Source organism: Phenylobacterium sp. (assembly GCF_035569475.1).
In the GTDB taxonomy this organism is placed as follows: Bacteria; Pseudomonadota; Alphaproteobacteria; order Caulobacterales; family Caulobacteraceae; genus Phenylobacterium.
The window spans coordinates 69,128-92,601 of sequence record NZ_DATMNA010000087.1 but is presented as its reverse complement, the minus strand read 5'-3'; the positions used below and the strand labels follow the sequence as shown (position 1 = coordinate 92,601).

Sequence of the window (23,474 nt, the reverse complement as noted above, 5' to 3'; positions counted from 1 at the left end):
GCCCACATAGGCCGCCACCTTTTCGGGATGCTGCTGGGCGTAGAGGACGCCGGGGACCGTGCCCCAGGAGTGCCCCACCAAGACCACCTTGCGATCGTGGAAGCGCGTCAGCACCGTATCGACCACGACGTTCAGGTCGTCCACGTACTGCTGGATGGTGAGCGTCGCCGGCTTCGGCGCGCCCGGGTCGAAGTTCTGGCCAGCGTAGCGCTGGTCCCAGTAGACCACCACGAAATGGTCTTCGAGGCCGGCGTCGTAGTGGCGCAGCGCCGTCGTCTCGCTGGACCCGGGGCCGCCGTGAATCCAGATCAGGATGGGGTTGCGCCGGTCGCGCCCGCGGATCGTCACCGACTCCGGGAGGCCATTGACGGTCAGCCGCTCCATGGTCGCCACGCTCTGCGGGAGTGGCTTGCCGTCCGGGCCGCGCAACGCCGGCGTCGAAGTCGGCCAAACCATCCGTGCCACCATCGCCAGAAGGACGACGCAAATCAGGACAGCGAGCCCGGCCGCGATGCGGAAGATGATGCGCAGCATTTCCGATCCCCGGGTGCGTGCGCGCTTCCACTTGGTGTGGCTCAGCGACGCTTGGCGCGCACGATGCTTTGCTAAATTGCAGAACGCAAGTTAGCGTTGGTTCATGGATGCGCAGTTCCGATCACGTTGCCCGATCGCCTCGTCGCTCGACCTGTTGGGAGACCGATGGACCCTCGTGGTGATCCGCACGCTAATGGCGGGGGCGCTCAGCTACAGCGACCTCCTCGCCGCGCCCGAGAAGATCGCTACCAATGTCCTGGCCGACCGTCTTGGCCGACTGGAGGCGTCTGGCCTTGTCAGTTCGAGCGCGCGGCGCGGCGTGGGGAAGGTTCGCAAGACCTATCGACTGACGCCTGCCGGCGCCGATCTCCTGCCGGTGCTCCAGGCGCTGTCTGCCTGGGGTGAGGTACACATACCGGGCCGCTGGCGGACGCCGGACTGGTTCAAGGCAGCTCGCGCGGAAGATTTCCTACGGGCTGGAGATGACCGTTCACAAAGCGAGTACCCACACTGAACGTCCGCTCATCGGCCGAAAGCCAACGGCCGCTGCTGGCCCATCGCAGACACCGTCCGCCAAGACGCCGCAGCTTTGGCCGCTGCCGGTCCGCATCTCCCAGACGTCATCTTTCCACTCCTTTCCTGGTCAATAGGGGGCGGAGTTCTCAGCCGCAGCATGCGCCGCGTAGCGGGCCTCCATGAGGTCGTAGGTCGGCTTGTCCACCAGCCTCTGCCGCTCGGCGAATGACGTCACGGCGCGCTCATCGAGGACGCCCGTCTCCTTCAGCGTCGACAGGGTCGACTGCATGCCATGCACGGCGCCCTGCAACGCCGCATTGGCATAGAGCACCAAGCTGAACCCCATTTCGCCCGCCACCGTCGCGTCGACGATCGGTGTCTTGCCGCCGAGCACCATGTTGACGAGTTGGGGCGCCTTCAGTCGGCGTGGAAGCGCCTTGAGGTCGTCAAGGCTCTCCGGCGCCTCGACGAATGTAACGTCCGCGCCCGCCTCGATGTAGCGGCCGGCCCGTTCGATGGCGGCCTCGAAGCCCTCGACCGCACAGGCGTCGGTGCGGGCGATGACGACCAGATCCTGCCGTCGCGTATCGACCGCCGCCCGCACCTTGCCCACCATCTCTTCGAGGGGAATCAACTCCTTGCCGTCGAAGTGTCCGCATCGCTTCGGCGCTCGCTGGTCCTCGATCTGAATGGCGCTGGCGCCGGCCTGCTCCAGGATGCGGACCGTGTGGGTGACGTTGATGGCGTTACCAAAGCCCGTATCGGCGTCCACCACGAGCGGCAGGTCGATCACACATCGGATCGCCATCACATGATCGGCCACCTGGCTTAGGTCCATGAACCCAAGGTCCGGCAGGCCCAGGTGCGTATTGGTGAGGCCAGCGCCGGTCAGATAGACCGCCTTAAAGCCAAGATCGGCGATGATCCGTGCCGCGAGTGCGTTTGGCGCGCCAGGCAGAACGACGCCCCTCTGCTCGCGCAACATCCCTCGCAGCGCCTGAATATGAGAAATGGGCATCACTTCCCTCCTGTTCTCCAGATCGATCCAGGTCCACGCCAGCCAGGCCCAGCGTTGCTGGACCCGACTGATCCGTCTTTCGCTAGATCGGGTTTTCCTGGAAGAGACGCGCGACCATCGCCGAGTCGAGGTACGCCCTCACTCTGTCGATGGCGCCGTCCGCGAAATGGACCACCCAGCAGTACCGGTTGTCGAACCGCATGCCGTTCTTCGCCGTCGCGAGGGAGTGGAGCTCCACGACAGCCTCGTCGTCCTTCACGAGCAGGTGCTCGACGACGAGTTGGGCCCCATTGGGCAGAACCTTGCCAAGCTTCGCGAAAGTACCCGCGGCGAAGTCGGCCTTCGACTTGTAGTGACCCGCCAGCGGATGCGTGCCTTCGACGGTCCAGTCGACCTGGTCGTCGACATATGCAAAGAAACCGGCGCCATCGCCTTGCTCAAGGCCTTGGAAAATCTGGCGAACATAAGCTTCGGTGATCATGAGTTCCTCCTGTCAATGCGCGAGCAACTGCTTGCTCGACCAGGACGAGATGTCCTGCCGCAAGACGTAGAACCAACCGCCTCATCGATCCAATATATGATACAGGCGTTCTTGATCCATTTTGGAGATGTCCGTGGAGCTGCGCCACATCCGGTATTTCCTGGCAGTCGCCGAGGAACGACATTTCACGCGGGCGGCGGCCAAGGTTGGCATCGGGCAGCCGCCGCTGAGCCAGCAGATCAAAGATCTGGAAAGAGAGGTTGGCGCGGTGCTGTTTCGTCGCCTGGCCCACGGCGCTGAGCTTACCGAGGCGGGCAGAGCCTTCCTGGCTGGCGTGAAAGAGATGCCGTTCATTGCTGAGAGAGCGACCCTGGCGGCTCGACGCGCGTCACGGGGCGAAACCGGGTCGCTGCGTATCGGCTTCACCCCGTCGACGACGTTCAACGGCGTGGCGCCGTCCGCGATCCGCGCCTTTAGACGCGCCTATCCAGAGGTCCATCTCACGCTCGAGGAGGCCAATACGGCGCGGCTCGTCGTCGGTTTGCAGGAAGGCGCGTTCGATGCGGCGTTCCTGCGGCCAGGCGCGTCCGCCGCCGAAGAGCTGCAACTGAAGCCGCTCGCGGAGGAGCCCATGGTGGTCGCCCTTCCAAAGGCGCACCGGGCGGCCGCCCTCAAGAGGGTCGATCTCGCAATGCTGGAGCACGATCCGTTTCTGCTGTTCCCGCGGGAAGTCGCTCCAACGATCTACGACACTATTGTCGACGCCTGTCGAAAGGCCGGCTTCGAACCGGACATCAGCCAGCTCGCGCCGCACTTTTCCACGATCGTGAATCTCGTGGCTGCGGAGCTGGGCGTGTCGATCGTCCCGGCCTCGATGATGCAAATGCGCGTAGCGGGCATCGCTTATCGTTCGATCGCCGGCCAGTCGCCGACGACCCAACTCGCCCTCGCTTACCGGCGGGGAGAGACATCGCCCGTCGTGCGCAATTTCATAGCGCGGGCGGGGTCCTGACTCCCAGGAAGACGGGAAGGCCAGGTGGTGTGCGGTGAGGGCGCCCCTCGTTGGATGGCGCCTGCCAGTCCGACGGCAGCTTGCCGGAGGTGGCCCAACGGGGACCTTGGGGGAGGATCTGGAGGGAAGAAGCCTGGGTCCCCGCCTTCGCGGGGATGAGCGGGGTTGCCGGGTGCGTGGGGCTTGCCCCCTCCGCCACCCGCTCTTCGGCGGGCGGTCCCCCTCCCGCCATTGCTGCCGCAATGGGGGAGGCAGGGTTCTCTTTTTGTTCTGGGTTTGGGGTGGGGCCTGCTATTCTTCTCCGATGCCTTCGCCTTACGCCCGCAACCGCCGCGCCCTGAAGGGGGAGATCGTGGCGCGGGTGGAGGCGGGCGAGCGGTTGCGGGCGGTCTGCGCCGCGGCCGGGGCGCCCTGCCCTCACACGGTGCGGAACTGGGCGCTGGGGGATGCGACGTTCGCCGACGAGCTGGCGCGGGCGCGGCGGGTGGGGGACTGGCGGCGGAGGCACGGGTTCGACGAGGCGCGGGCCGCGGCGTTCCTGGCGCGGGCGCGGGCGGGGGAGCGGGTGCACGACCTGCTGCGCGAGCCGGGCGCGCCGGGGCGGCGGCTCTATGACCGCTGGCGGGCGGGGCAGGCGCCGTTCGCGGAGGCGACGTTCGCGCTGCGGGCCCGCAGCAACGCGGCGCTGGGCGAGCTGGGGCGGGCGCGGCGGCGGGCGTTCGATCCCGTGCTGGCCGACCGGATCATCGTGGGGCTGAACTCCGGCGCGCGGCTGGAGGAGGTGCTGGCGGCGGACCCTGAGCTGCCGTGCCGGCCGACCCTGCGGCGCTGGCGGCGCGAGGCGCCGGAGTTCGACCGGGTGCTGAAGATGATCTTCGCGGCCTGGCGCAGCCGTGGCTCGGGATTGGGGCGCGGGCGGGTAAGCGGATCGGGGCGCGGATCGGGGCGCGGGGGCCGCGTGCCGGAGAGCGTGCGCCAGGCCGTCTGCGAGACGATCGAGGACGGCGGGTCCTTCGCCAGCCTGGCGCGCGAGGGGTTCGCGTCGCGTGCGACGCTGCGCCGCTGGTATCGGGCGGACGCGCACTTCGCCGAGGCGGTGGACGACGCCTGCGCGCGGCGCGAGGAGGCGCTGGACTTCGAGCTGTGGGCGGCGGCGGAGCAGGTCCCGCCGGGGCCGGTCAAGGAGATGACCCGGGCCGTGGCGCCGATCATCCGGAAGATCGCGCGGCTGCGGCATCGGCCGGGGGCCGCGCACCGGCGACGGAATGGCCAGGAGCCCACTCCGCCAGGGCCGGCGAACAGATCCTAGAGCCCCTCCCGCCCAGGATGGATCGGCCTGAGCGGGCGAGAAGGGCTCCGGATATGGCCGACGATCCTGTCCCGGCGCCCCTCAGCCGTCGCGGTGGCTCTCGGCGATCTCGCGGACCAGGTCGCGGACGCGGTGGCGCAGCGGAGGGCTGAGGCAGGCGAAGTCGCGCAGCATGTCGGTGGCGCCCGAGACGCCCAGGTCGGTGAGGATGGTCGTCTCGGCGGGACTGAAGCCCGCGCCCTCGTCGATGTCACCCACCAGGTCCACCACCCGCAGGCCCAGCGCGTGGGCGATCTGCACGAGGCGGGAGAAGGAGACGCGGTTGGCGCCGTTCTCGTATTTCTGCACCTGCTGGAAGCTGACCCCGCACTTCTCGGCGAGCATGTCCTGGGAGATCCCCGCCTGTTTGCGGCGCAGGCGGATCGAGGCGCCGATGGCGACATCGAGCATGTCCGGGGGGCTTCGGGTCATCGTCTGGGTCATGTGCGTACCGCCGTGCTGAAATGGATCGCTCATCCAGAACGTGCGCAACGCCTGTGCCAGCCGCCTGGGGTAGCGGGCCGTTTCCGCCAGGCGTTTTGTCGCACCGCGGCGGGTGCGTCAGGCGTGCTGGCCGAGCCGGCCCGAGGGCTGGACGCGGACGGCGGTCCGATGGCGCACCAGGACCGGCCGCGTCTCGTCCCAGACCGTCACATAGGCGCAGCTCGGGTGGTCCTTGAGCATCTTCAGGGCGCGGTCGGGCGCCTCGGCGTCCGAACTCAGTTCAAAGGCCTCGAAGGAACTCGCGCCGCCGCCCAGATTGCACAGGTAGAAGGTGTAGATCGTCATGTCGCAGGTCCCCCTCACGATGAGCGGAAGCGGGAGGCGTGTCGCGCCAGGTCTCTCAGCCGCCGGCTGCCCAGGGGACAATGCCGGCCGTGGCGGGAATATAACACGATATGTCATCTACCGACTTAATGTTTCGGCGACGGCAGGGTTCAGGCCTGGGGGCGGCCCAGCGCTTCGGCCACGGCCTGGGCGAGCTGGGCGCGCCGGTAGGGCTTGGGCAGGAAGGATACGCCGGAGCCCAGGCGGCCCTCGCGGACGATGGCGTCGTCGGTGTAGCCCGAGGTGAACATCACCGGCAGGGCGGGCCGGAACAGGCGCGCATGGTCGGCCAGCTCGCGGCCGTTGAGCCCGCCGGGCATCACGACGTCGGTCATCAACAGGCCGATGGCGTCCTCGCCGGCCAGGATGTCGAGGGCGGCGCGCCCGTCGCCCGCCGTGGTGACCCGGTAGCCCAGGGCCTGCAACTGGCGGGCCACCTGGTCGCGGACCAGGGGATCGTCCTCCACCAGCAGGATGTGGGCGCCGCCGCCGGCCTCGGCGCGGGCGATCCCGTCGGACGCGGGCGCGTCGGGCAGGGCCTCGGCCTGCGGCAGGTAGAGCCGTACGGTCGTGCCGACGCCTTCCGTCGAGGCGATGGTGAAATGCCCGCCCGACTGGCGGACAAAGCCATAGGCCGTGCTGAGGCCCAGGCCGGAGCCCTCGCCCGCCGGCTTGGTGGTGAAAAAGGGGTCGAGGGCGCGGCTGACGGTCTCGGCGGACATGCCGACGCCGCTGTCGCGCACCGAGAGCATGACATAGGGGCCGGGCTTGAGGCCCAGGTGCGCCGCCGCTTCGGCGGTGAGGGAGACAAGGCCGCTCTCCAGCGCCAGGCGCCCGCCGCCGGGCATGGCGTCACGGGCGTTGATGCAGAGGTTGAGCAGGGCCGAATCGAGCTGTCCCGGATCGGCAAGGCAGGCGAGCGGCGCCGCGTCATGGCTGACGGTGAGCTCCAGGTTCTCGCCGAGGGTGCGCTTCACCAGGTCGGCCAGGCCGTCGAGCAGCTTGCCGACGTCCACGGCGCGCGGCCGCAGGGGCTGCTGGCGCGACACGGTGAGCAGCCGCCGCACCAGCTCGGCGCCCCGCTCGGCGGCGTGCAGGGCCAACTCGGCCTCGGCGTGCAGGGCGTGGCCCGGCGGGAGCTGTTCGGTCAGCGCCTCGGCCCCGGAGGTGATCACGGTCAGCAGGTTGTTGAAGTCGTGGGCGACGCCGGCGGTGAGGCGGCCTATGGCCTCCAGCTTGTCCTTGCGCTGCAGGGCGGCGCGGGCGAGGCGCTCGTCGTGCACGTCGGTGAGCGAGCCCACCCACTCGGTGACCTGCCCACGGCGGTTGCGCAGCGGCACCGAGCGGGCGAGGCACCAGCGGTGCTCGCCGCGGTCGGTGAGGAACCTGAACTCGAGCGAGGTCGCGCGGCCCAAGGCCCGGGCCTCGGTCCAGTCGGCGGCCGCCTGCACGCGATCGTCGGGGTGGACGAACTGCAGCCATTCGTCGCCGCTGTAGCGGTTGGGCAGCGCCCAGCCGTCGCCCTCGGCGACCGCCCCGTCCGGCGTCCAGCGCCACACCATCGACGCGGTCTCCCGCACCAGGCTGCGGAAGGCCTCCTCGCGGCGGGCCAGCTCCTCGCGCGCGCGGCCGTCGTCATCGACGTCGGTGATCAGGCCGATCCAGCGGGCGGGCTCGCCGTCGACGCCGGCGACCAGCGCCCCGCGCACCCGGAACCAGCGATAGGCCTCGCCCTTGAGCGCGCGGAAGGTGATCTCGGCGAAGCGGCGCTGCCTGAGCGCTTCCTGCCAGGCGGCGCGGACCCGCGCGTCGTCGTCGGGGTGGATGGCCGTCTGCCAGCCGAACCCCTGCCAGGCCTCGAGGCCGACGGCGCGGGCCGGCGGAGCGAGCGCCTGCACCGCCCCTTTTTCGTCGGCCCACCACACCACCGCGCCGCTGGCCAGGGCCAGGGCCTCGAAGAGCCGGGACACCTCGTCGGGACGGATCGCCAGGGGCGCCCCATCCGGACCTTCGGGGATCGGCTGAAGCTCCGGCGTCATGCCGCGCCTCCCGGGCCGACGGCGTGCTTGGGGGCGAAGATGTCGGCGGGCTGCAGGCGCACGATGCCCCTCGGGCGGCCGATCTCGCCCGACAGGGACGGGCCGCCGAGATGGGTGAAGCCGGAGGCCCAGGCGGCCAGCATGAGGCTGCTGGTCGGCAGGCCGTAGCCGATGCAGGACAGGGACGCCTGCGCCGCCCGGCGCGCGAAGATCGCGAGGCGCTGCTGGGCGCCCCGGTCCGTGGCGTCGAGGTGGCGGCAATCCAGGCCCACGCCGCTCAGGCCGCAGCCGCGCCAGATCCGCGGGTCGGCGGTTTCCGAAGGCGAGCGCGCCAGCACCGCGCGGCAATAGGGCGCCAGCATGCTGACCACCTCGGTCAGCCGGCTCTGCGGAAGGCCCTCGGCGAGGTCGGTGATCTCCAGGATGAGGTATCGCCGCACCTCGCGGTCCAGGTCTCGCAGGGCGTTGAGCAGGCGGAAACGGGAGGTGCTGTAGGTGACCGCCTTCAGCGGCAGCGGGGCGTGCAGCGCCACCTTCACGCCGCTCTTGCCGATCAGCTCGGCGGCGTAGTCGACGCCGTTCATCGCGGCCTCGCCGGCCAGAACCGGCGGCAGGTCCCAGCCGTCCGCCGGCTGGGCGGGTTCGTCGCCGACCGCCAGGTACATGGTCGGCCGCAGCAGGAACGAGGCGACGACCCGGGCCCCGACGTTCCAGGTCGGCTCCGGCGTCACCTCCAGGTCGAGGGTGAGGTTCGGCGGCGAGGTGAGCCGCCAGGTGCGGCCCGCCGTCCAGACCAGGTCCTCCGTCGGCGGCGTGGAGGACGGGTTCTGGCGCACGGGCGGCGCCTCCTCGCCGTCCAGGATGCCTCCGGCGTCCAGCGGCTGGACCTCCAGCGCGCCGTTGACGAAGGCGGTGACCTGGAACAGGCGCAGGTCTTCGCGCGCCGCCGCCCCGAGGAAGAAGGCGAGCGTCTCCTTCAGGATGTTGGCGCTGATGCTCACCGAGGTGGCGCGCGAGACGCCGGGCTGGACGCTGACGAACTCGGCGTCATTCAGGCTGATCAGCAGATCGCTCGGCTGGGCGAGGCGACTGAAGGCGCGCTCGACGAAGCTGGCGACCTGCTCGCGCTTGCGGGGCCATTTGTCGCCCGACCGTTCGCGGATCGCCTCGACGCTGATGACGGTGACCCCGCCCGCGGCGATGGCGGGCGCCACCTTCTCGAGCACGTCGCGCAGGGCCGCCGAGGTGAACCGCTCCATCAGCGATCAGGCCTCCGGCGGGGCGATGGCCCGCAGGCCGGCTACGAGGCCGGCCCCCTCCTCGGTCAACTGGAGGATGGCCTCGAGTTCGCGGCGAACCGGGAGCGGCGCGGCATGGTCCAGGGCGAGTTCGGCCGCGCCCATGATCTTGCCGAGCAGGTTGTTGAACGCATGGACGAGCGCCGAGAGATCGTGCGCCTCCTGCGGGGTCATGATGCGCGGGCGGCCGGGCAGGGCGCGGCGAGCAGCGCCTCGGCCGCATCGAGCAACGCCGAAAGCTTGAACGGCTTGGCGAGCACCCCATCGGCGCCCACGTGGCCGGCGAGATGGAGGAAGTCGGCCGGACCGACCCGGTAGCCGCCGGAAATGGCGATCACCTTGACCGAGGGGCTCGCCTTCTTGAGGGCGACGATGGTCTCGATGCCCTCGCGGTTGGGCATGATGATGTCGGTGACCACCAGGTCGGTCGGCGTCCTGACGAACTGCGCCAGCCCGGCCTGGCCGTCGACCGCGGCGAACGGCTCGAACCCGCGCGACCGAAAGGCGGCGACCATCTGCCGCAGGAGCTCAAGGTCATCGTCGATGATGAGAACCTGATGCTGCCGCATGATGTCCTCCGAGAGAAGCCGGTCCGCAGGACCAAGGTTTTGTATCAGTTCAGTATAAAATTCCCTAAGGTTTTGAAGAATAATGGATTATTCCAGTTTTCAGCGACTCCCGGTATGCGAACCTTGTAACTTGAAGTTGCAGGCTGCCCACGCCGCCCGGTTGCAGATTTCGTCCGGGGCGGATTGCCGCGGGTCCGGGAGGGGGGTCAGCCCGGATCGTCGAGGGTGAACAGGTCGGCGGTCTCGTCATAGGCGAAGGCCTCGGCGTAGCGGGCCCAGTTGATGACCCCCTTGAGGGTCTGGTCGGCGTCCTCCTCCGACATCAGGTCCTCCAGCTCGTCGCGGAAGCGGTGGCCGGGCGCGCGGTGCGAGGGCCGTTCGTCGAGCACCCGCCGGATGTGGCCGGCGAGCGGCACATAGGCGATCAGGTGCTGGGCGAAGAGCTGCTTGCGGGCGTCGACGTCGGCCTCGGCGTAGCGGCGCGCGTCGGGCGTGAGCCGGATGTCGCCGCCCTCCAGCTCCGCGAAGCGCAGGAGCTGCAGGGTCTCGGCGATGGGGAACAGTTCGTCGGCCTCGTAGTGCAGGTCCTCGGCGAGGTCCGGCAGATGGGCCGCGCCGTCGAAGGGCTTGGCGCTGACGGTCTCCATCAGGCCGGCCAGGATGTTGGTGGAGACCCGCGGCAGCACCATGCCGATGCCGACGCCGGGGAACAGGCCGTCGCCCTTGCGCCCGTCGCCCGCCCCGCGCTGGGTCATGCGCGCGTAGATGTCGTCGACCAGCCGGCGGAAGGCCGGGTTCTGGCGGTTGCGCGGCTGGGGCATGTCGACCTTGATCTCGGCGACGATGCGGCCCGGGTTGGAGGAGAACACCAGGATGCGGTCGCACATCAGCACCGCCTCCTCGATGTTGTGGGTGACCATCAGGATCGAGCGGATGCCCATGCGGCCTTCGCACCAGAGGTCCAGCAGGTCGGTGCGCAGGGTCTCGGCGGTGAGCACGTCCAGGGCCGAGAAGGGCTCGTCCATGAGCAGGATCGTCGGATCGACCACCAGGGCGCGGGCCAGGCCCACGCGCTGGCGCATGCCGCCGGAGAGCTCTTTCGGATAGGCGTTCTCGAAGCCGTCGAGGCCGATCAGGTCGATGGCGGCGAGCGCCAGGCTGCGGCGGGTCTCCGGGGCGACGCGCTTGGCCTCCAGCCCCACCTCGACGTTCTCCTGCACGGTGAGCCAGGGAAAGAGGGCGAAGCTCTGGAAGACCATGCTGACGCGGGTGGGCGAGGCCTCGCTCGCGCCGGGGAAGGTGATCTCGCCGCCGGTCGGGCGGATCAGGCCGGCGATGGAGCGCAGCAGGGTCGACTTTCCGGAGCCCGAGCGGCCCAGCAAGCCTACGATCTCGTTGTCGGACAGGCTCAGGTCCACGTCGTCGAGGACGAGCTGGCCGCCGCCGCCGGGCTTGCCGTAGAGGTGGCGGACGTTCCTGACGTCCAGCAGGTGGCGTTCGTCGATGGCGGGCATGGAAATCTCCTCTAGTCGAGGCGAAGGCGCCGCTCGGCGAACCGGTACATCGGCCGCCAGAGGATGCGGTTGAAGGCGATGACGAAGATCGACATAACCGCGACGCCCAGCGCCACGCGGCCGTAGTCGCCGGCGGCGGTGGCCCTGGCGATGTAGGCGCCGAGGCCCGCGGCCTCCAGGTGCTTGTCGCCCCAGGTCACCGACTCGGCGACGATGCTGGCGTTCCAGGACCCGCCCGAGGCGGTGATGGCGCCCGTCACGTAGTAGGGGAAGATCGCCGGCAGGGCGACCTGGCGCCACCACTGCCAGCCGCGGACGCCGAAGATGCCGGCGGCCTCCTTCAGATCGCCCGGAATGGCGCTGGCCCCGGCGATGACGTTGAACAGGATGTACCACTGGGTGCCCAGCACCATGAGCGGCGAGAGCCAGATGTTCGGATCGGCGCGCAGGGCCACGATGACCACCACGACGAACGGGAAGAGCACATTGGCCGGGAAGGCGGCCAGGAACTGGGCGATGGGCTGCAGGCGTTCGGCCCAGGCGGGCCTGAGGCCGATCCAGACGCCGATCGGCACCCAGATCAGGCTGGTGAGCGCGATGAGGATCGCCACCCGGGCCAGGGTCGCCAGGCCGTAGCCGAAGGCCACGGCGGCGTCGCGCCAGTCGAGCGTGCGGACCAGGAAGCTCCACAGGAACCAGACCGCCGCGACCGCCGCCAGGCCGACCAGGGCGAGCCACAGGCCGTCGAGGGCGCGGGACGCCTCCGGCCCCAGGCGCACCGGCTGCAGCCGCAGCCGCGGGATCGGCCACCGGATGGCGAGGAGCGCCCGGGCGGGCCAGGTCAGCGGCGCCACGGCCAGCCGCAGCCAGCGCACGCGGCGCACCAGGTCGTAGACCCAGGATCCCGGCCGGTCCTGCGAGGCGGTCTGCTCGAAACGGAACTTGTCGGCCCAGGCGACGATGGGGCGGAACACGAGCTGGTCGTAGAGCAGGATCACCACCGCCATGGCGGCCACCCCCACGGCCACCCCGCGCATGTCCTGCCGCTCGATGGCCAGCGCCAGCCAGGAGCCGATTCCCGGCAGGGCGATGGTGGTCTTGCCCACCGTGATCGCCTCGGACGCGACCACGAAGAACCAGCCGCCGGACATCGACATCATCACGTTCCAGACCAGGCCCGGGGTGGCGAAGGGCAGTTCCAGGCGCACGAAGCGGCGCCAGGCGGAGAAGCCGAACTGGCGGGAAACCTCGTCCAGGTCGCTCGGGATGGTGCGCAGCGACTGGTAGAAGCTGAAGGCCATGTTCCAGGCCTGGCTGGTGAAGATCGCGAAGATCGCGGCGCACTCGACGCCGAGCTGCCGGCCGGGGAACAGGCCCATGAAGAAGGTGACCGTGAAGGTCAGGAACCCCAGGATCGGCACCGACTGCAGGATGTCGAGCGCCGGCACGATGAGGAGCTCGGCCCTGCGGTTCTTGGCGGCCAGGGTGGCGACCGTGAAGGTGAACAGCAGCGACGCGCCCAGGGCCGCGAACATCCGCAGGGTGGTGAGCAGGGCGTATTCGGGAAGCCGCGCGACGTCGAGGGTGACCGGCGTGGTGCGGAGCTGGGCCAGGGGCTCGCTCATCTCGCCGGCGCCGCGGACGATCAGCACCGCGGTGGCGGCCAGCAGCAGAAAGGCGATCAGGTCGGCCCAGGACGGCGCCGCGCCGACGCGCAGGAATCGCGCGAGCGGGCGCGATCCAGGCCGGTCTCCTGCAAGGAATACCATGGCTCACCTCGTGGAACGCCGCCGGCGGGCGTCACGGGTCGAGCCTGACGCCAGGCCCTAGCGGGACGCCCTCAGCGGCGCGTTAGATCGACTGGGACTGTCGCTTGGCATGGGTTTGAGTTCCGGTGGGGCCGGCGATCCTCCAGGGGGGATGCGCCAACCGTCGGCGGAATGGTGCCGAAGACGGCGCCTGTCAAGCCGATTGTCGGACGGCCGCGAGCGTTTCGGCAAAGCGCAGGCCGCCGCCGGCTTCACCGCGCGCCCGGCCTAGGCTGAATCGACGTTCATTCCGAGGATGGGCCGTGGCTTGGCGTTCCTCCTCCCCTTGTGGGAGGAGGTGTCAGCCGGAGGGCTGACGGAGGTGGGGTGTCGCGCTCCGCTCTCGGCGCGAGACTGAGCTTCGAGCCGCGCCTGGAGGCCGAGAAACCCCACCTCCGACCCGCTGCGCGGCCCACCTCCTCCCACAAGGGGAGGAGGCAGCCTTAGGCGCCGGCCTGAATGTCGATTGGTCCTAGGCCGCGACCCTCGGTACGCTGGGGGTGACCTCGACGGTGAGGTGCGACAACGCGTGAAACTGGGCCAGGCGGCCGCGGTAGTAGGCGCAGGGCCGCGGCCGATCGGTGGCGACGGTGACGATGGCGCCCAGGTGGCCCGGGCCGAGGCGCCAGAGATGCAGGTCCGCCACCCGGTCGCCGCCGGACTCGATCGCCTCGCGCATCTTCTGGCCGAGGCGCCGGTCGGGGTTCATGTCGAGCAGGATCGCACCGGTGTCGCGGATCAGGCCATAGGACCAACTGGCGATCACCAGGGCGCCGACGACCCCGGCGAGCGGATCCATCCACAGCCACCCGAACTGGCGCGCCAGGATCAGGCCGACGATCACCAGCACGGAAACGGCGGCGTCGGCCATGACGTGGATCACGGCGGCGCGCATGTTGTTGTCGCGGTGGTGGGCCCCATGGCCGCCGTGCTCGTGCTCCTCGAAGCGGACGGAGCGGATCTCCTGGCCGGCGCCGGCGGGCCCGAGGCGGACCTCGGCGGTGAAGGCGTGCGGCTCGGGAATCGCGTCGAGGCTCTCCAGGAGGTCCCCGCGACGGACCAGGGCGAAGGCCTGGCGCGCGCCGTCCGGGCGCAGGGTCTCGATGACCGCCTCCTCCGGCAGGGCGGCGCCGTCGGAGCTCAGGCGGAAGACCGGCGGGACGCCGTCCTCGAACACCTCCAGGCGCAGGGCGCCATCGCGGTAGTCGAGGCTGTGGTGTTCGTCGTGGCCGTGATCGTGCTCGTGGCTGTGCCCATGGCCGTGGTGGTGGCCATGGCCGTGGTCGTGATCGCCGGCGCCGAGCACCAGGGCGCTGACGATGTTGACGGCCAGGCCCAGGACCGCGATCGGAATCGCCTCGCGGAAGTGGATCGCCACCGGCGAGACGATGCGGGAGACCGCTTCGTAGCCGATCAGCAGGGCGATCATCGCCAGGATGATGGCGCTGCTGAACCCCGCGAGGTCCCCGAGCTTGCCGGTCCCGAAGGTGAACCGCGCGTCGCTCGCATAGCGGCGGGCGAAGGCATAGGCGAGCGCCGCCAGCAGCAGGGCCCCGGCGTGGGTCGACATGTGGAGGCCATCGGCCACCAGGGCGATGGAGCCGAAGGCCATGCCGCCCACGATCTCGATCAGCATCATCGCCCCGCAGAGCGCGATCACGAACCAGACGCGCCGCGCGTTGCGGTCGTGCCCTTCGCCGAGGAACACGTGGTCGTGCTGAAGGTGGGCGGATGTCACGTGGGCCTCACAGGTACTTGGTGATTTCTTTGAATTCCTCGATCGCCGCCTGCGGCGCGCGGTCGTCGTCCTCCACGGCGTGGGCGAGGCAGTGGTCGATGTGGTCGTGCACCAGGACCTTCTTGGCCGCGCCGACGGCGCGCTCGACCGCGTGAAGCTGCTGGACGATGTCCATGCAGGAGCGCTCGGACTCCATCATGCCGATCACGTTGCGCAGATGCCCCTCGGCGCGCTTCAGGCGCTTGATGATGTCCGGGTGGGTCGGGTGGACGACGTGGGCCATGGATTGACGTATCCTCCCCGGGGGGATACGTCAAGCGCCGCGCATCCTACCGGGGAGGATGTACATTCGGCTCTTCAGGCTAGGCGAAGCGCGCGGCGGCGGACTATGCATGGGGCCGTTCGCCACCGGGGTCCGCCACGTGACACGCCGCCTGCCCGCCGCCGCGATGCTGGCCCTCCTGGCGCTCTGCGCCTGCGAGCGGGGCAAGCCGCGCCATCCGCCGCCCGATCCGATGGCGGTCGCCCAGGCGCCCGCGCCGGTGGCCGCCCCGACGGAAGGCATGTCGGCGGGCCTGGTCAAGCGGAGCGAGCCCGCGGGCTTCTTCCTCGACCACGTCGGCCAGGCGGTCGACCCGCGCGGCAGGCCGCCGGCCGTGACCTCCGCCGGCGCCCCGATCTTGCTCGACGGCTTCGGCTTCGATCCCGTCGCCAAGGCCCCGGCCAAGGGGGTCGACGTGGTGGTGGACGGCAAGGCCTACGGCACGGCCTATGGCTCGCCCCGGCAGGATGTGGCCAACTACTTCAAGACCCCGGCCCTGGTGAACGTCGGCTTCACGGCGACCCTGCCCGCGGGGAGCCTGGCCGTAGGGCCGCACAGCGTGGTGGTGCGGGTCGTGGCGGCTGACGGGCTGGGCTATTTCGAGTCCCCTGGAACCTACTTCAACGTAAAGTAGTTGAACCGCCGCTGGAGCTTTCCGGCTGGCTGTTCAGGGACTGGGACATGACCCTTACCAAGTGCGCGGGCGTCGCGCGTAAACGCAGTTTGATGGGCTTTGCGGTGGCCTGTTGTCTGGGTTCAGGCCTGGCCCTGTCCGGCGTGACGCCGGCGGCGGCGTCGGTAGTCGTCTACGACTTCGTCGGGAGCTGCGCGGCCTGCGGCGGCATGGGCGTCGGCGAGATCGTGCTGAAGGACTTCACCCCGGGGCAGAAGCTCACGGCGGCGAACTTCGTGAGCTTCACCTACAATTCGGGCTTCGGGCAGTTTTCGGTGAATTCGAGCCAGCTCACCAACTTCCAGGCGCTGCTCGACCCGGAGAACCTGACCAAGGCCCACGTGCTGGTCGGCGAGACCGGCGCGACCTTCGAATCGACCGGCACCGGCTTCTGGTCGGTGACCTCCAGCCTGAGCGGCGCCACCAGCGGCGGCGGTGGCGGCGGTGGCGGTGGCGGCGAACGCATAGCGGCGGAATCGATCTCGGCTCCGTCGGCGCCTCCGTCGTTCAGCGAGGGCGCCAGCGAGCAGATGGTCTCTCCGTCGCTGACCTGGGCGGACGCCGCGGCGGCCGCGGTGCCGGAGCCCGGCGCCTGGGCGCTGATGATCGGCGGCCTGGCCGGAGCGGGCGGCCTGCTGCGCAGCCGCAAACGCCCTGCGCCGGCCATTGAAATCGCCTAGACCCTGTCCCGGCTGACTTGAATCAAGTCAGCCGGGATCAAACAGGGCCGTCGGCTATATCTGGAGCCCTTCTCGCCCCCTCAGGCCGATCCATCCTGAGCGGGAAAGCCTCCAGATCTCCGCTTTCGCGGAGTTGTTAGGACTGGGGGCAGCGCATTGAAACTGCGCCGCCCGATCCTTACCTGAGTCCTTGTCCGGCTGGGCCGCGCCGCTTCTGGGCGGACCCGCCGGAGAGTCGCTTTCGACAAGGACTCTTTGAGGATGAACAGGCCGGTACTCTTCGACAGCCCGTTTCTGTTGGGCTTCGAGCACACCCGAAGTCTCGTCGAGCGCGCCGCGAAAGCGGCCGCCGAGAGCTATCCCCCCTACAATGTGGAAGATCGCGGGGACGGCGGGATCCGTATCACCCTGGCTGTCGCGGGCTTTTCGCCCGAGCAGCTCGAGGTGACCATGGAAGACCGTCAACTGACGATCGCCGGCCGCCGCGACGACGTCGCCACGCGGCCGGGAGACACAGGCAGGGGGGAGGCCTTCCTGCATCGCGGCATCGCCGCGCGCGGGTTCATTCGCGCCTTCGTCCTGGCCGACGGCATGGTGGTGGAAGAGGCGAGCCTCGAACACGGCCTGTTGCACATAGATCTAAGCCGGCCCGAGCCCGAAAAACGAGTGATCCGGGTGCCCATCCGGACCAAGGGCTGAAGCATAGATTCTGTGTTCCTGAAGAGACAGCCGGATGTCCGGTGTCTCAATCCCTGAGCGGCCGGCTGAACCGGCGACCGTTCGACGCGTTGAGTTTTATGGAGGTGGTCATGATGACGCCCGTTTTTACGACTGAAGCTTTCGCCGCCCTGGGCGGTCCCAACCTGGTCTATGTGCGCCCGGTGAGCGCGGCCGAGATCCTGGCCAGCGTGCCGTCCGAACAGATCCAGGGCTTCGAGCTCCAGCCCGGCCAGATGCTCTATGCGGTGCACCGCGCCGACGGCGAGCGCCTGGCCGTCCTCACCGACCGCGACAGCGCCGTCGCCGCCGCCCTGGCGCACGAACTGGCGCCGGTCTCGGTGCACTAGCCCAAAAGCCCATCCCTCCTCTTTAGGGGAGGGTGGCCGAGGCGAAAGCCTCGGTCGGGTGGGGGTCTGTGGGCCAGGACGCCGAGGTCCGAGCTTGACCGCGAATTCCCCGCCCTGACGGCTTCGCCGTCTGTCCCTCCCCTGAAGAGGAGGGATTTCTTCTAAGCCGCCGACGACCGCGAGGCCTGGGCCGGGTCCTGGGCCAGCAGGGCGTGGATGGCGTCGGGGGTGCGGGCCTGGCGCAGTTGCTGGCGCAGGTCCGCCTGGCGCAGGGCGCGGCTGACGCGGGCCAGCGCACGCAGGTGCTCGACGCCGGAGGCCTCCTTCGGCGCGAACAGCGCGAAGATCAGGTCCACCGGCTGATCGTCCACGGAATCGAAATCGACGGGGTGATCCAGGCGTACGAAGACGCCGCGCAGCCGGGTCAGGCCCGCCACGCGGGCGTGCGGGGCCGCCACGCCATGGCCGACGCCGGTGGAGCCCGCCTGCTCGCGCTCGGCCAGCGCGTCGAGCACGTCGCCGGCGTCGAGGCCGAAGTTGCGCGCGGCGATCTCGGCGATCACCGCCAGGGCCTTGCGTTTGTCGGTGGCGCTCACGCGCACGGAGATCGCGCTGCGATCGAGAAGTTCGCCGATCTGCATGGTGTTCTTCAAGAAACTCGCATTAGCCTGCGGACCCGCCCCCTGACGAACCGCTACCCAGACGTCGGATCGAAACGCGCTCAGGCCTCGTTTGCTCCTACCCCGTTGGCCTTGGTTCGCTCAGGGTCGATCCACCCGATGTTGCCGTCGGGCCGGCGATATACCACCGACAATCCGCCGTGCGCAGCATTTCGAAACACGATTGTTTGAGATTCGCTCAGGTCCAGCTCCATCACCGCCATGGAAACCGTCATGAGGCCGATCGAGGTTTCGGTCTCGGCGATGATCATCGGCTCGGGGAAACTGGCGGGCCCGTCCTCCACGTAGCCGTCGTCGTCGCCCTCGTCGGGGGGCGACTGCAGCACGTAGTAGGCCGCGGTCTCCGCCTGGCGGGCCAGCGCCTGGGGATGGTGGTCCTTCAGCCGGTTCTTGTAGCGGCGGATGCGCTTCTGCATGCGTGCAATGGCCGCATCGAAAGCCAGGTGGGCGTCGCCGCCGAGCCCCTGGGTGGTCAGTTGCCGCCCCGAGGCCAGGGTGACGGCGCAGTCGACCTTGAAGGCGTGGCCCTCGCGGCTGACCACCACGTCGGCGCCCCCGCCGTCGCGGTCGAAGTACTTGCCTATGCTGGAGGAGATTTCGGCGGAAACCCGCGAGCGCAGGGCCTCGCCGACGTCGACATGTTTGCCGGTGACTTGGACTTGCATGGGAAGATCAACGCGCCCCGGCGGGGAAGGTGTCAATCAAACTGGCGGTGATTTTCGCCTCTCCCGCGAACGGCGCAATCGAGGGGTGCGGTCAGGCCGTTTCCTTGAGCCGGCGGCGGCGCTCCACCGAGGAGGGAATGCGCATGGCCTCGCGGTATTTGGCGACCGTGCGACGGGCGATGTCGACGCCGGCTTCCTTGAGGATATCGACGATCGAGTCGTCGGAATGGACGTCGCGCTCGCTGGCCTCGGTGTCGATCAGTTGCTTGATCTTGTGGCGCACGCTTTCGGCCGAGTGGGCCTCGCCGCCCTCGGTGGCCTGGATGGCCGAGGTGAAGAAGAACTTCATCTCGAACACGCCGCGCGGGGTGGCCAGGTACTTGCTGGAGGTCACCCGGCTGACCGTGGATTCGTGCATGCCGATGGCGTCGGCGACCGTCTTCAGGTTCAGCGGGCGCAGGTGCTCGACCCCATAGGCCAGGAAGGCGTCCTGCTGGCGCACGATCTCGGAGGAGACCTTGAGGATGGTCTTGGCCCGCTGGTCGAGGCTCTTCACCAGCCAGCTTGCCTGGGCCAGGCAGTCGGTGACGAAGGTCTTTTCCTGGTCGGTGCGCGCCGCGGCGCTGACGCGGGCGTGGTAGCGCTGGTCGACCAGCAGGCGCGGCAGGGTCTCGGAGTTGAGCTCCACCAGCCACAGGCCGCCCAGGCCTTCGCGGACGTAGACGTCGGGCACCACGGTCTGGGCCGGCTCGCCTCCGAAAGCGGCGCCGGGCCTGGGCGTGAGCGCGCGAAGCTCGGCCACCATCTCGCGCAGGTCCTCGTCGTCGACGCCGCAGGCGCGTTTCAGCGCGGGCATGTCGCGCTTGGCGAGCAGGGGCAGGTTGTCGAGCAGGGCCGCCATGGCCGGGTCGTAGCGGTTCTTGTCCCTGAGCTGGATCGCCAGGCATTCCGCAACGTCGCGGGCGCAGACGCCCACCGGCTCGAAGCCCTGCAGGACCGCCAGCACGCGCTCCAGCATCGCCTCGGAGCAGCCCAGGCGCTCGGCCACCTCGGCCAGGTCGGCGCGCAGATAGCCGCCCTCGTCCACCGCGTCGATCAGCACCAGGGCGGCGGCGGCCTCGGGGCCCGCCAGGCCCGAGGCGGAGAGCTGGTCGTGCAGGAATTCCTGCAGGGATTTCTCGTGGCTGAGAGCGCCTTCCAGACCTTCGGAATCGCCCTCGAAGGAGCCGCCGCGGCTGGCCTTGGACCAGTCGACGGAGGCGCCGGCGTCGGCCGCGCCCATGGGATGGTCGCCGTCGCCCGTGGCCATCTCGCCGGGGGAGCTTTCGTCGCCGGCGGCGTCCAGCTCGGCGCGCGCGCCGGCGTCGTCGATGCGGTCGGCGGAGAGGTCGCCAGGCGCCTCGCTGGGCGCCTCGGCGTCGGGCTCGGCGTCCCGTTCGTCGCGTTGCAGGAGGGGATTCTTCTCCAGTTCGGCGTCGACATAGGCCTCCAGTTCGAGATTCGACAACTGCAGCAGCTTGATCGCCTGCTGCAGTTGCGGCGTGATGACCAGCCCCTGGCCCTGCCGAACCTCAAGTCGCGCGCTGAGCGCCAAAATAGCCCCCTGGCCTGTTTCTTGCTTTCGACCTTAGCCAGGCGAACGCGACCGATTGGTTAATGCGCGAGACTTCTCCTCTCCCCGCGCAGCGAGAGGGAGAGGACGGGCGAGGGCGGCAGAGCGTTTCCATCTCTCCAGGGGTCGCCCGAGGACCCTTGACCGGCCGGCGGCAGGTCTCGATCTCCCGAACCGCCCTTCCCTGCCCTCTGCCTCTCGCTTCGCGGGGGAGAGGCGGCTACTCTGTCAGCACTTTGGCAGGATGGGTCTTCACCGATGCGGCGCGCGGATCGGCTGTTCCAGATCATCCAGGTGCTGCGCCGCACGCGGCGGCCGGTGACCGCCGACGCCATGGCCGCGGAGCTGGAAACCTCCAAGCGCACCATCTACCGCGACATCGCCGACCTGATGGGCCAGCGGGTGCCGATCCGCGGCGAGGCCGGGGTCGGCTATGTGCTGGACGGCGGCTTCGACCTGCCGCCGCTGATGCTGACGCCGGACGAGATCGAGGCCGCGGTGCTGGGCGCGCAGTGGGTGATGGGCCGCGGCGACCCGGCCCTGGCGCGCGCCGCCCAGGACCTGATCGCCAAGATCGGCGCCGCCGTCCCCGAGCGGCTGCGTCCCTTCGCCCTGGAGCCCTCCGCGCGGGCCGCGGTGCGCTGGAACGTCGCCCCGGACGGGCTCGACATGGCCCAGGTGCGCCAGTCGATCCGCAGCGGGCGCAAGATCGCCATCCGCTACAGCGACGAGCAGGAGCGGACGAGCGAGCGCACCGTCTGGCCCTTCGCGGTGGGCTATCACGAGACAGTGCGGCTGATGATCGCCTGGTGCGAGCTGCGCACCGATTTCCGCAGCTTCCGCACCGACCGGGTGACCGACGCGGAATTCCTGGAGGAACGCTATCCCGAGCGGCCGGCCGTGCTGCGCGCCCGCTACCGCAAGGCGATGAGCGAGCGGATGGCGCAGATGGGGTGGCCGGGACAGCCGGGCGTCGCGCCTTCGGTTTGATCCTGAAGCGAACGAAAACGACGCCTCAGGCGAAGGTGTCGCCCAGATAGACGCGGCGGACTTCCGGATCGTCGACGATCTCGCCCGGCGCGCCTTCGAACAGCACCTCGCCGGCGTGGATGATCGAGGCGCGGTCGATGATGTCCAGCGTCTCGCGCACGTTGTGGTCGGTGATCAGGATGCCGATGCCGCGCCGCTTGAGGTAGGCGATCACCTCGCGGATGTCGGCGATGGCCAAGGGGTCGATGCCGGCGAAGGGCTCGTCCAGCAGCATGAAGGACGGCTCGGACGCCAGCGCCCGCGCGATCTCGACGCGCCGGCGCTCGCCGCCCGAGAGCGAAATGGCGGGCGCATTGCGCAGGTGCTCGATGTGCAGCTCTTCCAGCAGCTCGGTGACCATGGTGCGCGCCCGCTTGCGGTCGCGCTCGCGCAGCTCGACCACGGCCATGACGTTCTCGCCCACGGTCATGCCGCGGAAGATCGAGGTCTCCTGGGGCAGGTAGCCCACGCCCATGCGGGCGCGCTGGTACATGGGCTGGGCGGTGATGTTCTCGCCGTCGAGGTAGATCGCGCCGTAGTCGACGGGGATCAGGCCGGTGATCATGTAGAAGCAGGTGGTCTTGCCGGCGCCGTTGGGGCCGAGCAGGCCGGCGACCTCGCCCCGCGCGAGACGCAGGCTCACGCCTTTCACGACCGGACGGCCGCGGAACGACTTGCCGATGTTGTCGACGACGAGGCCTTCGCCGGCCACGCCGGGAGCCGTATCGAACCGCTCGACCTTCACCCGTTCACCTGCCCCGGCCACCGATCACTTCGCGGCTTTCTTCGTCTTGCCCGTCTTTCCCTGATCCGTCTGGCCCTGATCCGTCTGGCCCGCGCTCTGGTCGTCCTTCGAATAGAACACGCCCCGCGGCCGGTTCTTGGCCCCGGCGCCCTTGGACGAGCCCTCGACGTGGCCCTCGCCGGTGTCGGTGTTGTAGACCATCTTGGTGCCGCGCATGACGTTCTTGCCGTCGACCGCGGTCACGTCGCCGGTGATGGTCATGATCTTGGTGGTCGCGTCGTAGAAGCCGTTGTCGCCGTGCACGCGCCGCCCGTCCGTGGAGACGTAGTAGACGTTGCCCTTGGCCTCCAGGCTGATCATGTCGCCGCAGGCGCTGCCGGACGCCGCGCCGGTCGCCGCTCCAGCCTTGCCCTTCTTGACCTCCAGGTGGGCGATCATGACATCCGAGCGCAGGCGGGAGGTGTCCTGCAGGGCCTCGGCCGAGCCGCTCCACACCGACACGCAGTCGGCGTTGTGGGTCTCCAGCTGATCGGCGGTGACGTCGATCGGCCCCCGGGAACTCTTCGCTAGCTGCGCGGCCGCCGGCTGGGCGGCGAGCACGCCCGCCGCCACCGTCAGCGCCGCCATCGCGATCAGGCTCTTCATCGGAAGGCTCAGCCTCATTTCGGTTGCAGGCGCGTATGTACCGCGCCTGAGAAGACCATGCGCGCGCCGTTGTCATAGACGCCATAGGACTTCGCTTGGATTTCTCCAAGAGACCCTAACCCCTGAACGGAGGCTGAACCGACCAATTCTTGGGTCTTGGTGTCAAACAGCGAGGAGTCGGTGGCGAAGGAGCCGCGGGCGCCGGACATGCGCACGCCTTTGCTGACTTCCAACTTGCCGGTGTCCTCGTGGAAGATGCCGGAGCCCCCGGTGATGTGCAGCGGATCGGGCCCGTCGGTGTCGAGGGTGAGCGTCGGGCGGTCGAGGTAGACGCGCTGGTAGTTCTGCGGATCGCGGGTGGCGGTGACCGAGGTGAGCAGGAAGGGCTTGCCGTGGGCGTCGCGGCCGACGAAGTGCGGGTTCACCAGGCGGATCGGGGCGTTGGAGTCCCTGGCCGGGGCGGTGCGGGAGGCGAAGGCGTTGTAGACGACCGAGGCCCCGAGCCCGAGCAGGATCGCCCCGATCAGCGCGGGCAGCGCCACGCGCAGGAGCCGAATCAGCCGCGAGCGCCGCCGCCACCGCTGGATCGAGGCCCGCCGCGAGGCCCCGCCGGACGGCGTCCCGGGCAGGGGAATGTCGGAGACCGCGCTCAT

At 69.5% G+C, this 23,474-nt stretch carries 27 protein-coding genes; 8 read left to right on the top strand and 19 right to left on the bottom strand.

Annotation, left to right across the window (positions count from 1 at the left end):
* On the bottom strand, positions 1-534 hold a 534-nt coding region (locus VNW53_RS13490), incomplete at its 3' end, for an alpha/beta hydrolase (RefSeq protein WP_325556187.1).
* A 103-nt stretch (positions 535-637) separates the two neighbouring features.
* Here VNW53_RS13490 and VNW53_RS13485 point away from each other — a divergent pair.
* Positions 638-1,048 carry a helix-turn-helix domain-containing protein gene (locus VNW53_RS13485; protein ID WP_325556186.1) on the top strand — a complete coding sequence of 137 codons (411 nt, stop codon included), beginning with the start codon at positions 638-640 and terminating at the stop codon, positions 1,046-1,048.
* A 129-nt stretch (positions 1,049-1,177) separates the two neighbouring features.
* On the opposite strand, the gene VNW53_RS13480 is transcribed toward VNW53_RS13485, so the two are convergent.
* Together VNW53_RS13480 and VNW53_RS13475 are read right to left on the bottom strand one after the other, a co-directional pair.
* Positions 1,178-2,068, bottom strand: coding sequence for an isocitrate lyase/PEP mutase family protein (locus VNW53_RS13480; protein ID WP_325556185.1), 891 nt, complete (start codon positions 2,066-2,068; stop codon positions 1,178-1,180).
* Positions 2,069-2,150: 82 nt separating this feature from the next.
* Positions 2,151-2,549 (bottom strand): nuclear transport factor 2 family protein, encoded by a 399-nt coding sequence (locus VNW53_RS13475; RefSeq protein WP_325556184.1) that lies wholly within the window; start codon positions 2,547-2,549, stop codon positions 2,151-2,153.
* 133 nt (positions 2,550-2,682) lie between these two features.
* Between VNW53_RS13475 and VNW53_RS13470 the strand changes: the two genes are divergently transcribed.
* Together VNW53_RS13470 and VNW53_RS13465 are read left to right on the top strand one after the other, a co-directional pair.
* Entirely contained in the window at positions 2,683-3,561 is an 879-nt protein-coding gene (locus VNW53_RS13470; protein ID WP_325556183.1) for a LysR family transcriptional regulator, read from the top strand.
* A 304-nt stretch (positions 3,562-3,865) separates the two neighbouring features.
* Positions 3,866-4,870 carry a hypothetical protein gene (locus VNW53_RS13465; protein ID WP_325556182.1) on the top strand — a complete coding sequence of 335 codons (1,005 nt, stop codon included), beginning with the start codon at positions 3,866-3,868 and terminating at the stop codon, positions 4,868-4,870.
* 81 nt (positions 4,871-4,951) lie between these two features.
* On the opposite strand, the gene VNW53_RS13460 is transcribed toward VNW53_RS13465, so the two are convergent.
* From VNW53_RS13460 to VNW53_RS13415, 10 genes are all read right to left on the bottom strand, one after another.
* Positions 4,952-5,341, bottom strand: coding sequence for a helix-turn-helix transcriptional regulator (locus VNW53_RS13460; protein ID WP_325556181.1), 390 nt, complete (start codon positions 5,339-5,341; stop codon positions 4,952-4,954).
* Positions 5,342-5,470: 129 nt separating this feature from the next.
* On the bottom strand, positions 5,471-5,698 hold the full coding sequence (locus VNW53_RS13455) for a hypothetical protein (protein WP_325556180.1): 228 nt from the start codon (positions 5,696-5,698) through the stop codon (positions 5,471-5,473).
* 149 nt (positions 5,699-5,847) lie between these two features.
* Positions 5,848-7,776 (bottom strand): hybrid sensor histidine kinase/response regulator, encoded by a 1,929-nt coding sequence (locus VNW53_RS13450; protein ID WP_325556179.1) that lies wholly within the window; start codon positions 7,774-7,776, stop codon positions 5,848-5,850.
* Positions 7,773-9,035, bottom strand: coding sequence for a hypothetical protein (locus VNW53_RS13445; protein WP_325556178.1), 1,263 nt, complete (start codon positions 9,033-9,035; stop codon positions 7,773-7,775). Before VNW53_RS13445 ends, VNW53_RS13450 begins: the two co-directional genes overlap by 4 nt.
* Before the next feature lie 6 nt (positions 9,036-9,041).
* Positions 9,042-9,248, bottom strand: a complete 207-nt coding sequence (locus VNW53_RS13440; RefSeq protein ID WP_325556177.1) for a hypothetical protein — start codon at positions 9,246-9,248, stop codon at positions 9,042-9,044.
* Positions 9,245-9,643, bottom strand: coding sequence for a response regulator (locus tag VNW53_RS13435; protein WP_325556176.1), 399 nt, complete (start codon positions 9,641-9,643; stop codon positions 9,245-9,247). The genes VNW53_RS13440 and VNW53_RS13435 overlap by 4 nt, the downstream gene beginning before the upstream one ends.
* Before the next feature lie 206 nt (positions 9,644-9,849).
* Positions 9,850-11,157: a nitrate/sulfonate/bicarbonate ABC transporter ATP-binding protein gene (locus VNW53_RS13430; RefSeq protein ID WP_325556175.1), complete on the bottom strand. Its 1,308-nt coding sequence runs from the start codon at positions 11,155-11,157 to the stop codon at positions 9,850-9,852.
* A gap of 11 nt (positions 11,158-11,168) precedes the next feature.
* Positions 11,169-12,926 (bottom strand): ABC transporter permease subunit, encoded by a 1,758-nt coding sequence (locus VNW53_RS13425; protein WP_325556174.1) that lies wholly within the window; start codon positions 12,924-12,926, stop codon positions 11,169-11,171.
* 511 nt (positions 12,927-13,437) lie between these two features.
* Complete coding sequence (gene dmeF / locus VNW53_RS13420; protein ID WP_325556173.1) at positions 13,438-14,703, bottom strand: CDF family Co(II)/Ni(II) efflux transporter DmeF; 1,266 nt, start codon at positions 14,701-14,703, stop codon at positions 13,438-13,440.
* A 7-nt stretch (positions 14,704-14,710) separates the two neighbouring features.
* The gene (locus VNW53_RS13415; protein ID WP_325556172.1) at positions 14,711-14,986 is read right to left on the bottom strand and encodes a metal-sensing transcriptional repressor; all 276 of its coding nucleotides are present in this window, start codon (positions 14,984-14,986) and stop codon (positions 14,711-14,713) included.
* Between the two features lie 109 nt (positions 14,987-15,095).
* Between VNW53_RS13415 and VNW53_RS13410 the strand changes: the two genes are divergently transcribed.
* From VNW53_RS13410 to VNW53_RS13395, 4 genes are all read left to right on the top strand, one after another.
* Entirely contained in the window at positions 15,096-15,659 is a 564-nt protein-coding gene (locus tag VNW53_RS13410) for a hypothetical protein (protein ID WP_325556171.1), read from the top strand.
* A 47-nt stretch (positions 15,660-15,706) separates the two neighbouring features.
* Positions 15,707-16,378, top strand: coding sequence for a PEP-CTERM sorting domain-containing protein (locus VNW53_RS13405; protein ID WP_325556170.1), 672 nt, complete (start codon positions 15,707-15,709; stop codon positions 16,376-16,378).
* Positions 16,379-16,639: 261 nt separating this feature from the next.
* Positions 16,640-17,077, top strand: coding sequence for an Hsp20 family protein (locus VNW53_RS13400; RefSeq protein WP_325556169.1), 438 nt, complete (start codon positions 16,640-16,642; stop codon positions 17,075-17,077).
* Between the two features lie 113 nt (positions 17,078-17,190).
* Positions 17,191-17,445 (top strand): DUF1150 domain-containing protein, encoded by a 255-nt coding sequence (locus VNW53_RS13395; protein ID WP_325556194.1) that lies wholly within the window; start codon positions 17,191-17,193, stop codon positions 17,443-17,445.
* Between the two features lie 161 nt (positions 17,446-17,606).
* Here VNW53_RS13395 and VNW53_RS13390 read toward each other — a convergent pair whose 3' ends face one another.
* The 3 genes from VNW53_RS13390 to rpoN form a co-directional block, all read right to left on the bottom strand.
* On the bottom strand, positions 17,607-18,086 hold the full coding sequence (locus tag VNW53_RS13390; RefSeq protein ID WP_325556193.1) for a PTS sugar transporter subunit IIA: 480 nt from the start codon (positions 18,084-18,086) through the stop codon (positions 17,607-17,609).
* A gap of 80 nt (positions 18,087-18,166) precedes the next feature.
* Positions 18,167-18,790: a ribosome hibernation-promoting factor, HPF/YfiA family gene (gene hpf / locus VNW53_RS13385; RefSeq protein ID WP_325556168.1), complete on the bottom strand. Its 624-nt coding sequence runs from the start codon at positions 18,788-18,790 to the stop codon at positions 18,167-18,169.
* 91 nt (positions 18,791-18,881) lie between these two features.
* The gene (gene rpoN, locus VNW53_RS13380) at positions 18,882-20,384 is read right to left on the bottom strand and encodes an RNA polymerase factor sigma-54 (RefSeq protein WP_325556167.1); all 1,503 of its coding nucleotides are present in this window, start codon (positions 20,382-20,384) and stop codon (positions 18,882-18,884) included.
* Positions 20,385-20,660: 276 nt separating this feature from the next.
* Here rpoN and VNW53_RS13375 point away from each other — a divergent pair, with 276 nt between their 5' ends.
* A complete protein-coding gene (locus VNW53_RS13375) occupies positions 20,661-21,392 on the top strand; it encodes a YafY family protein (RefSeq protein WP_325556166.1) in 732 nt (243 codons plus the stop codon).
* A 25-nt stretch (positions 21,393-21,417) separates the two neighbouring features.
* Here the strand turns inward: VNW53_RS13375 and lptB are convergent, their stop codons facing one another.
* From lptB to lptC, 3 genes are read right to left on the bottom strand one after another with little or no spacing between them, the layout of a single operon-like run.
* Complete coding sequence (lptB, locus tag VNW53_RS13370) at positions 21,418-22,143, bottom strand: LPS export ABC transporter ATP-binding protein (protein WP_325556192.1); 726 nt, start codon at positions 22,141-22,143, stop codon at positions 21,418-21,420.
* A gap of 57 nt (positions 22,144-22,200) precedes the next feature.
* Entirely contained in the window at positions 22,201-22,821 is a 621-nt protein-coding gene (locus tag VNW53_RS13365; protein WP_325556165.1) for an LptA/OstA family protein, read from the bottom strand.
* A 14-nt stretch (positions 22,822-22,835) separates the two neighbouring features.
* Entirely contained in the window at positions 22,836-23,474 is a 639-nt protein-coding gene (gene lptC / locus VNW53_RS13360; protein ID WP_325556164.1) for an LPS export ABC transporter periplasmic protein LptC, read from the bottom strand.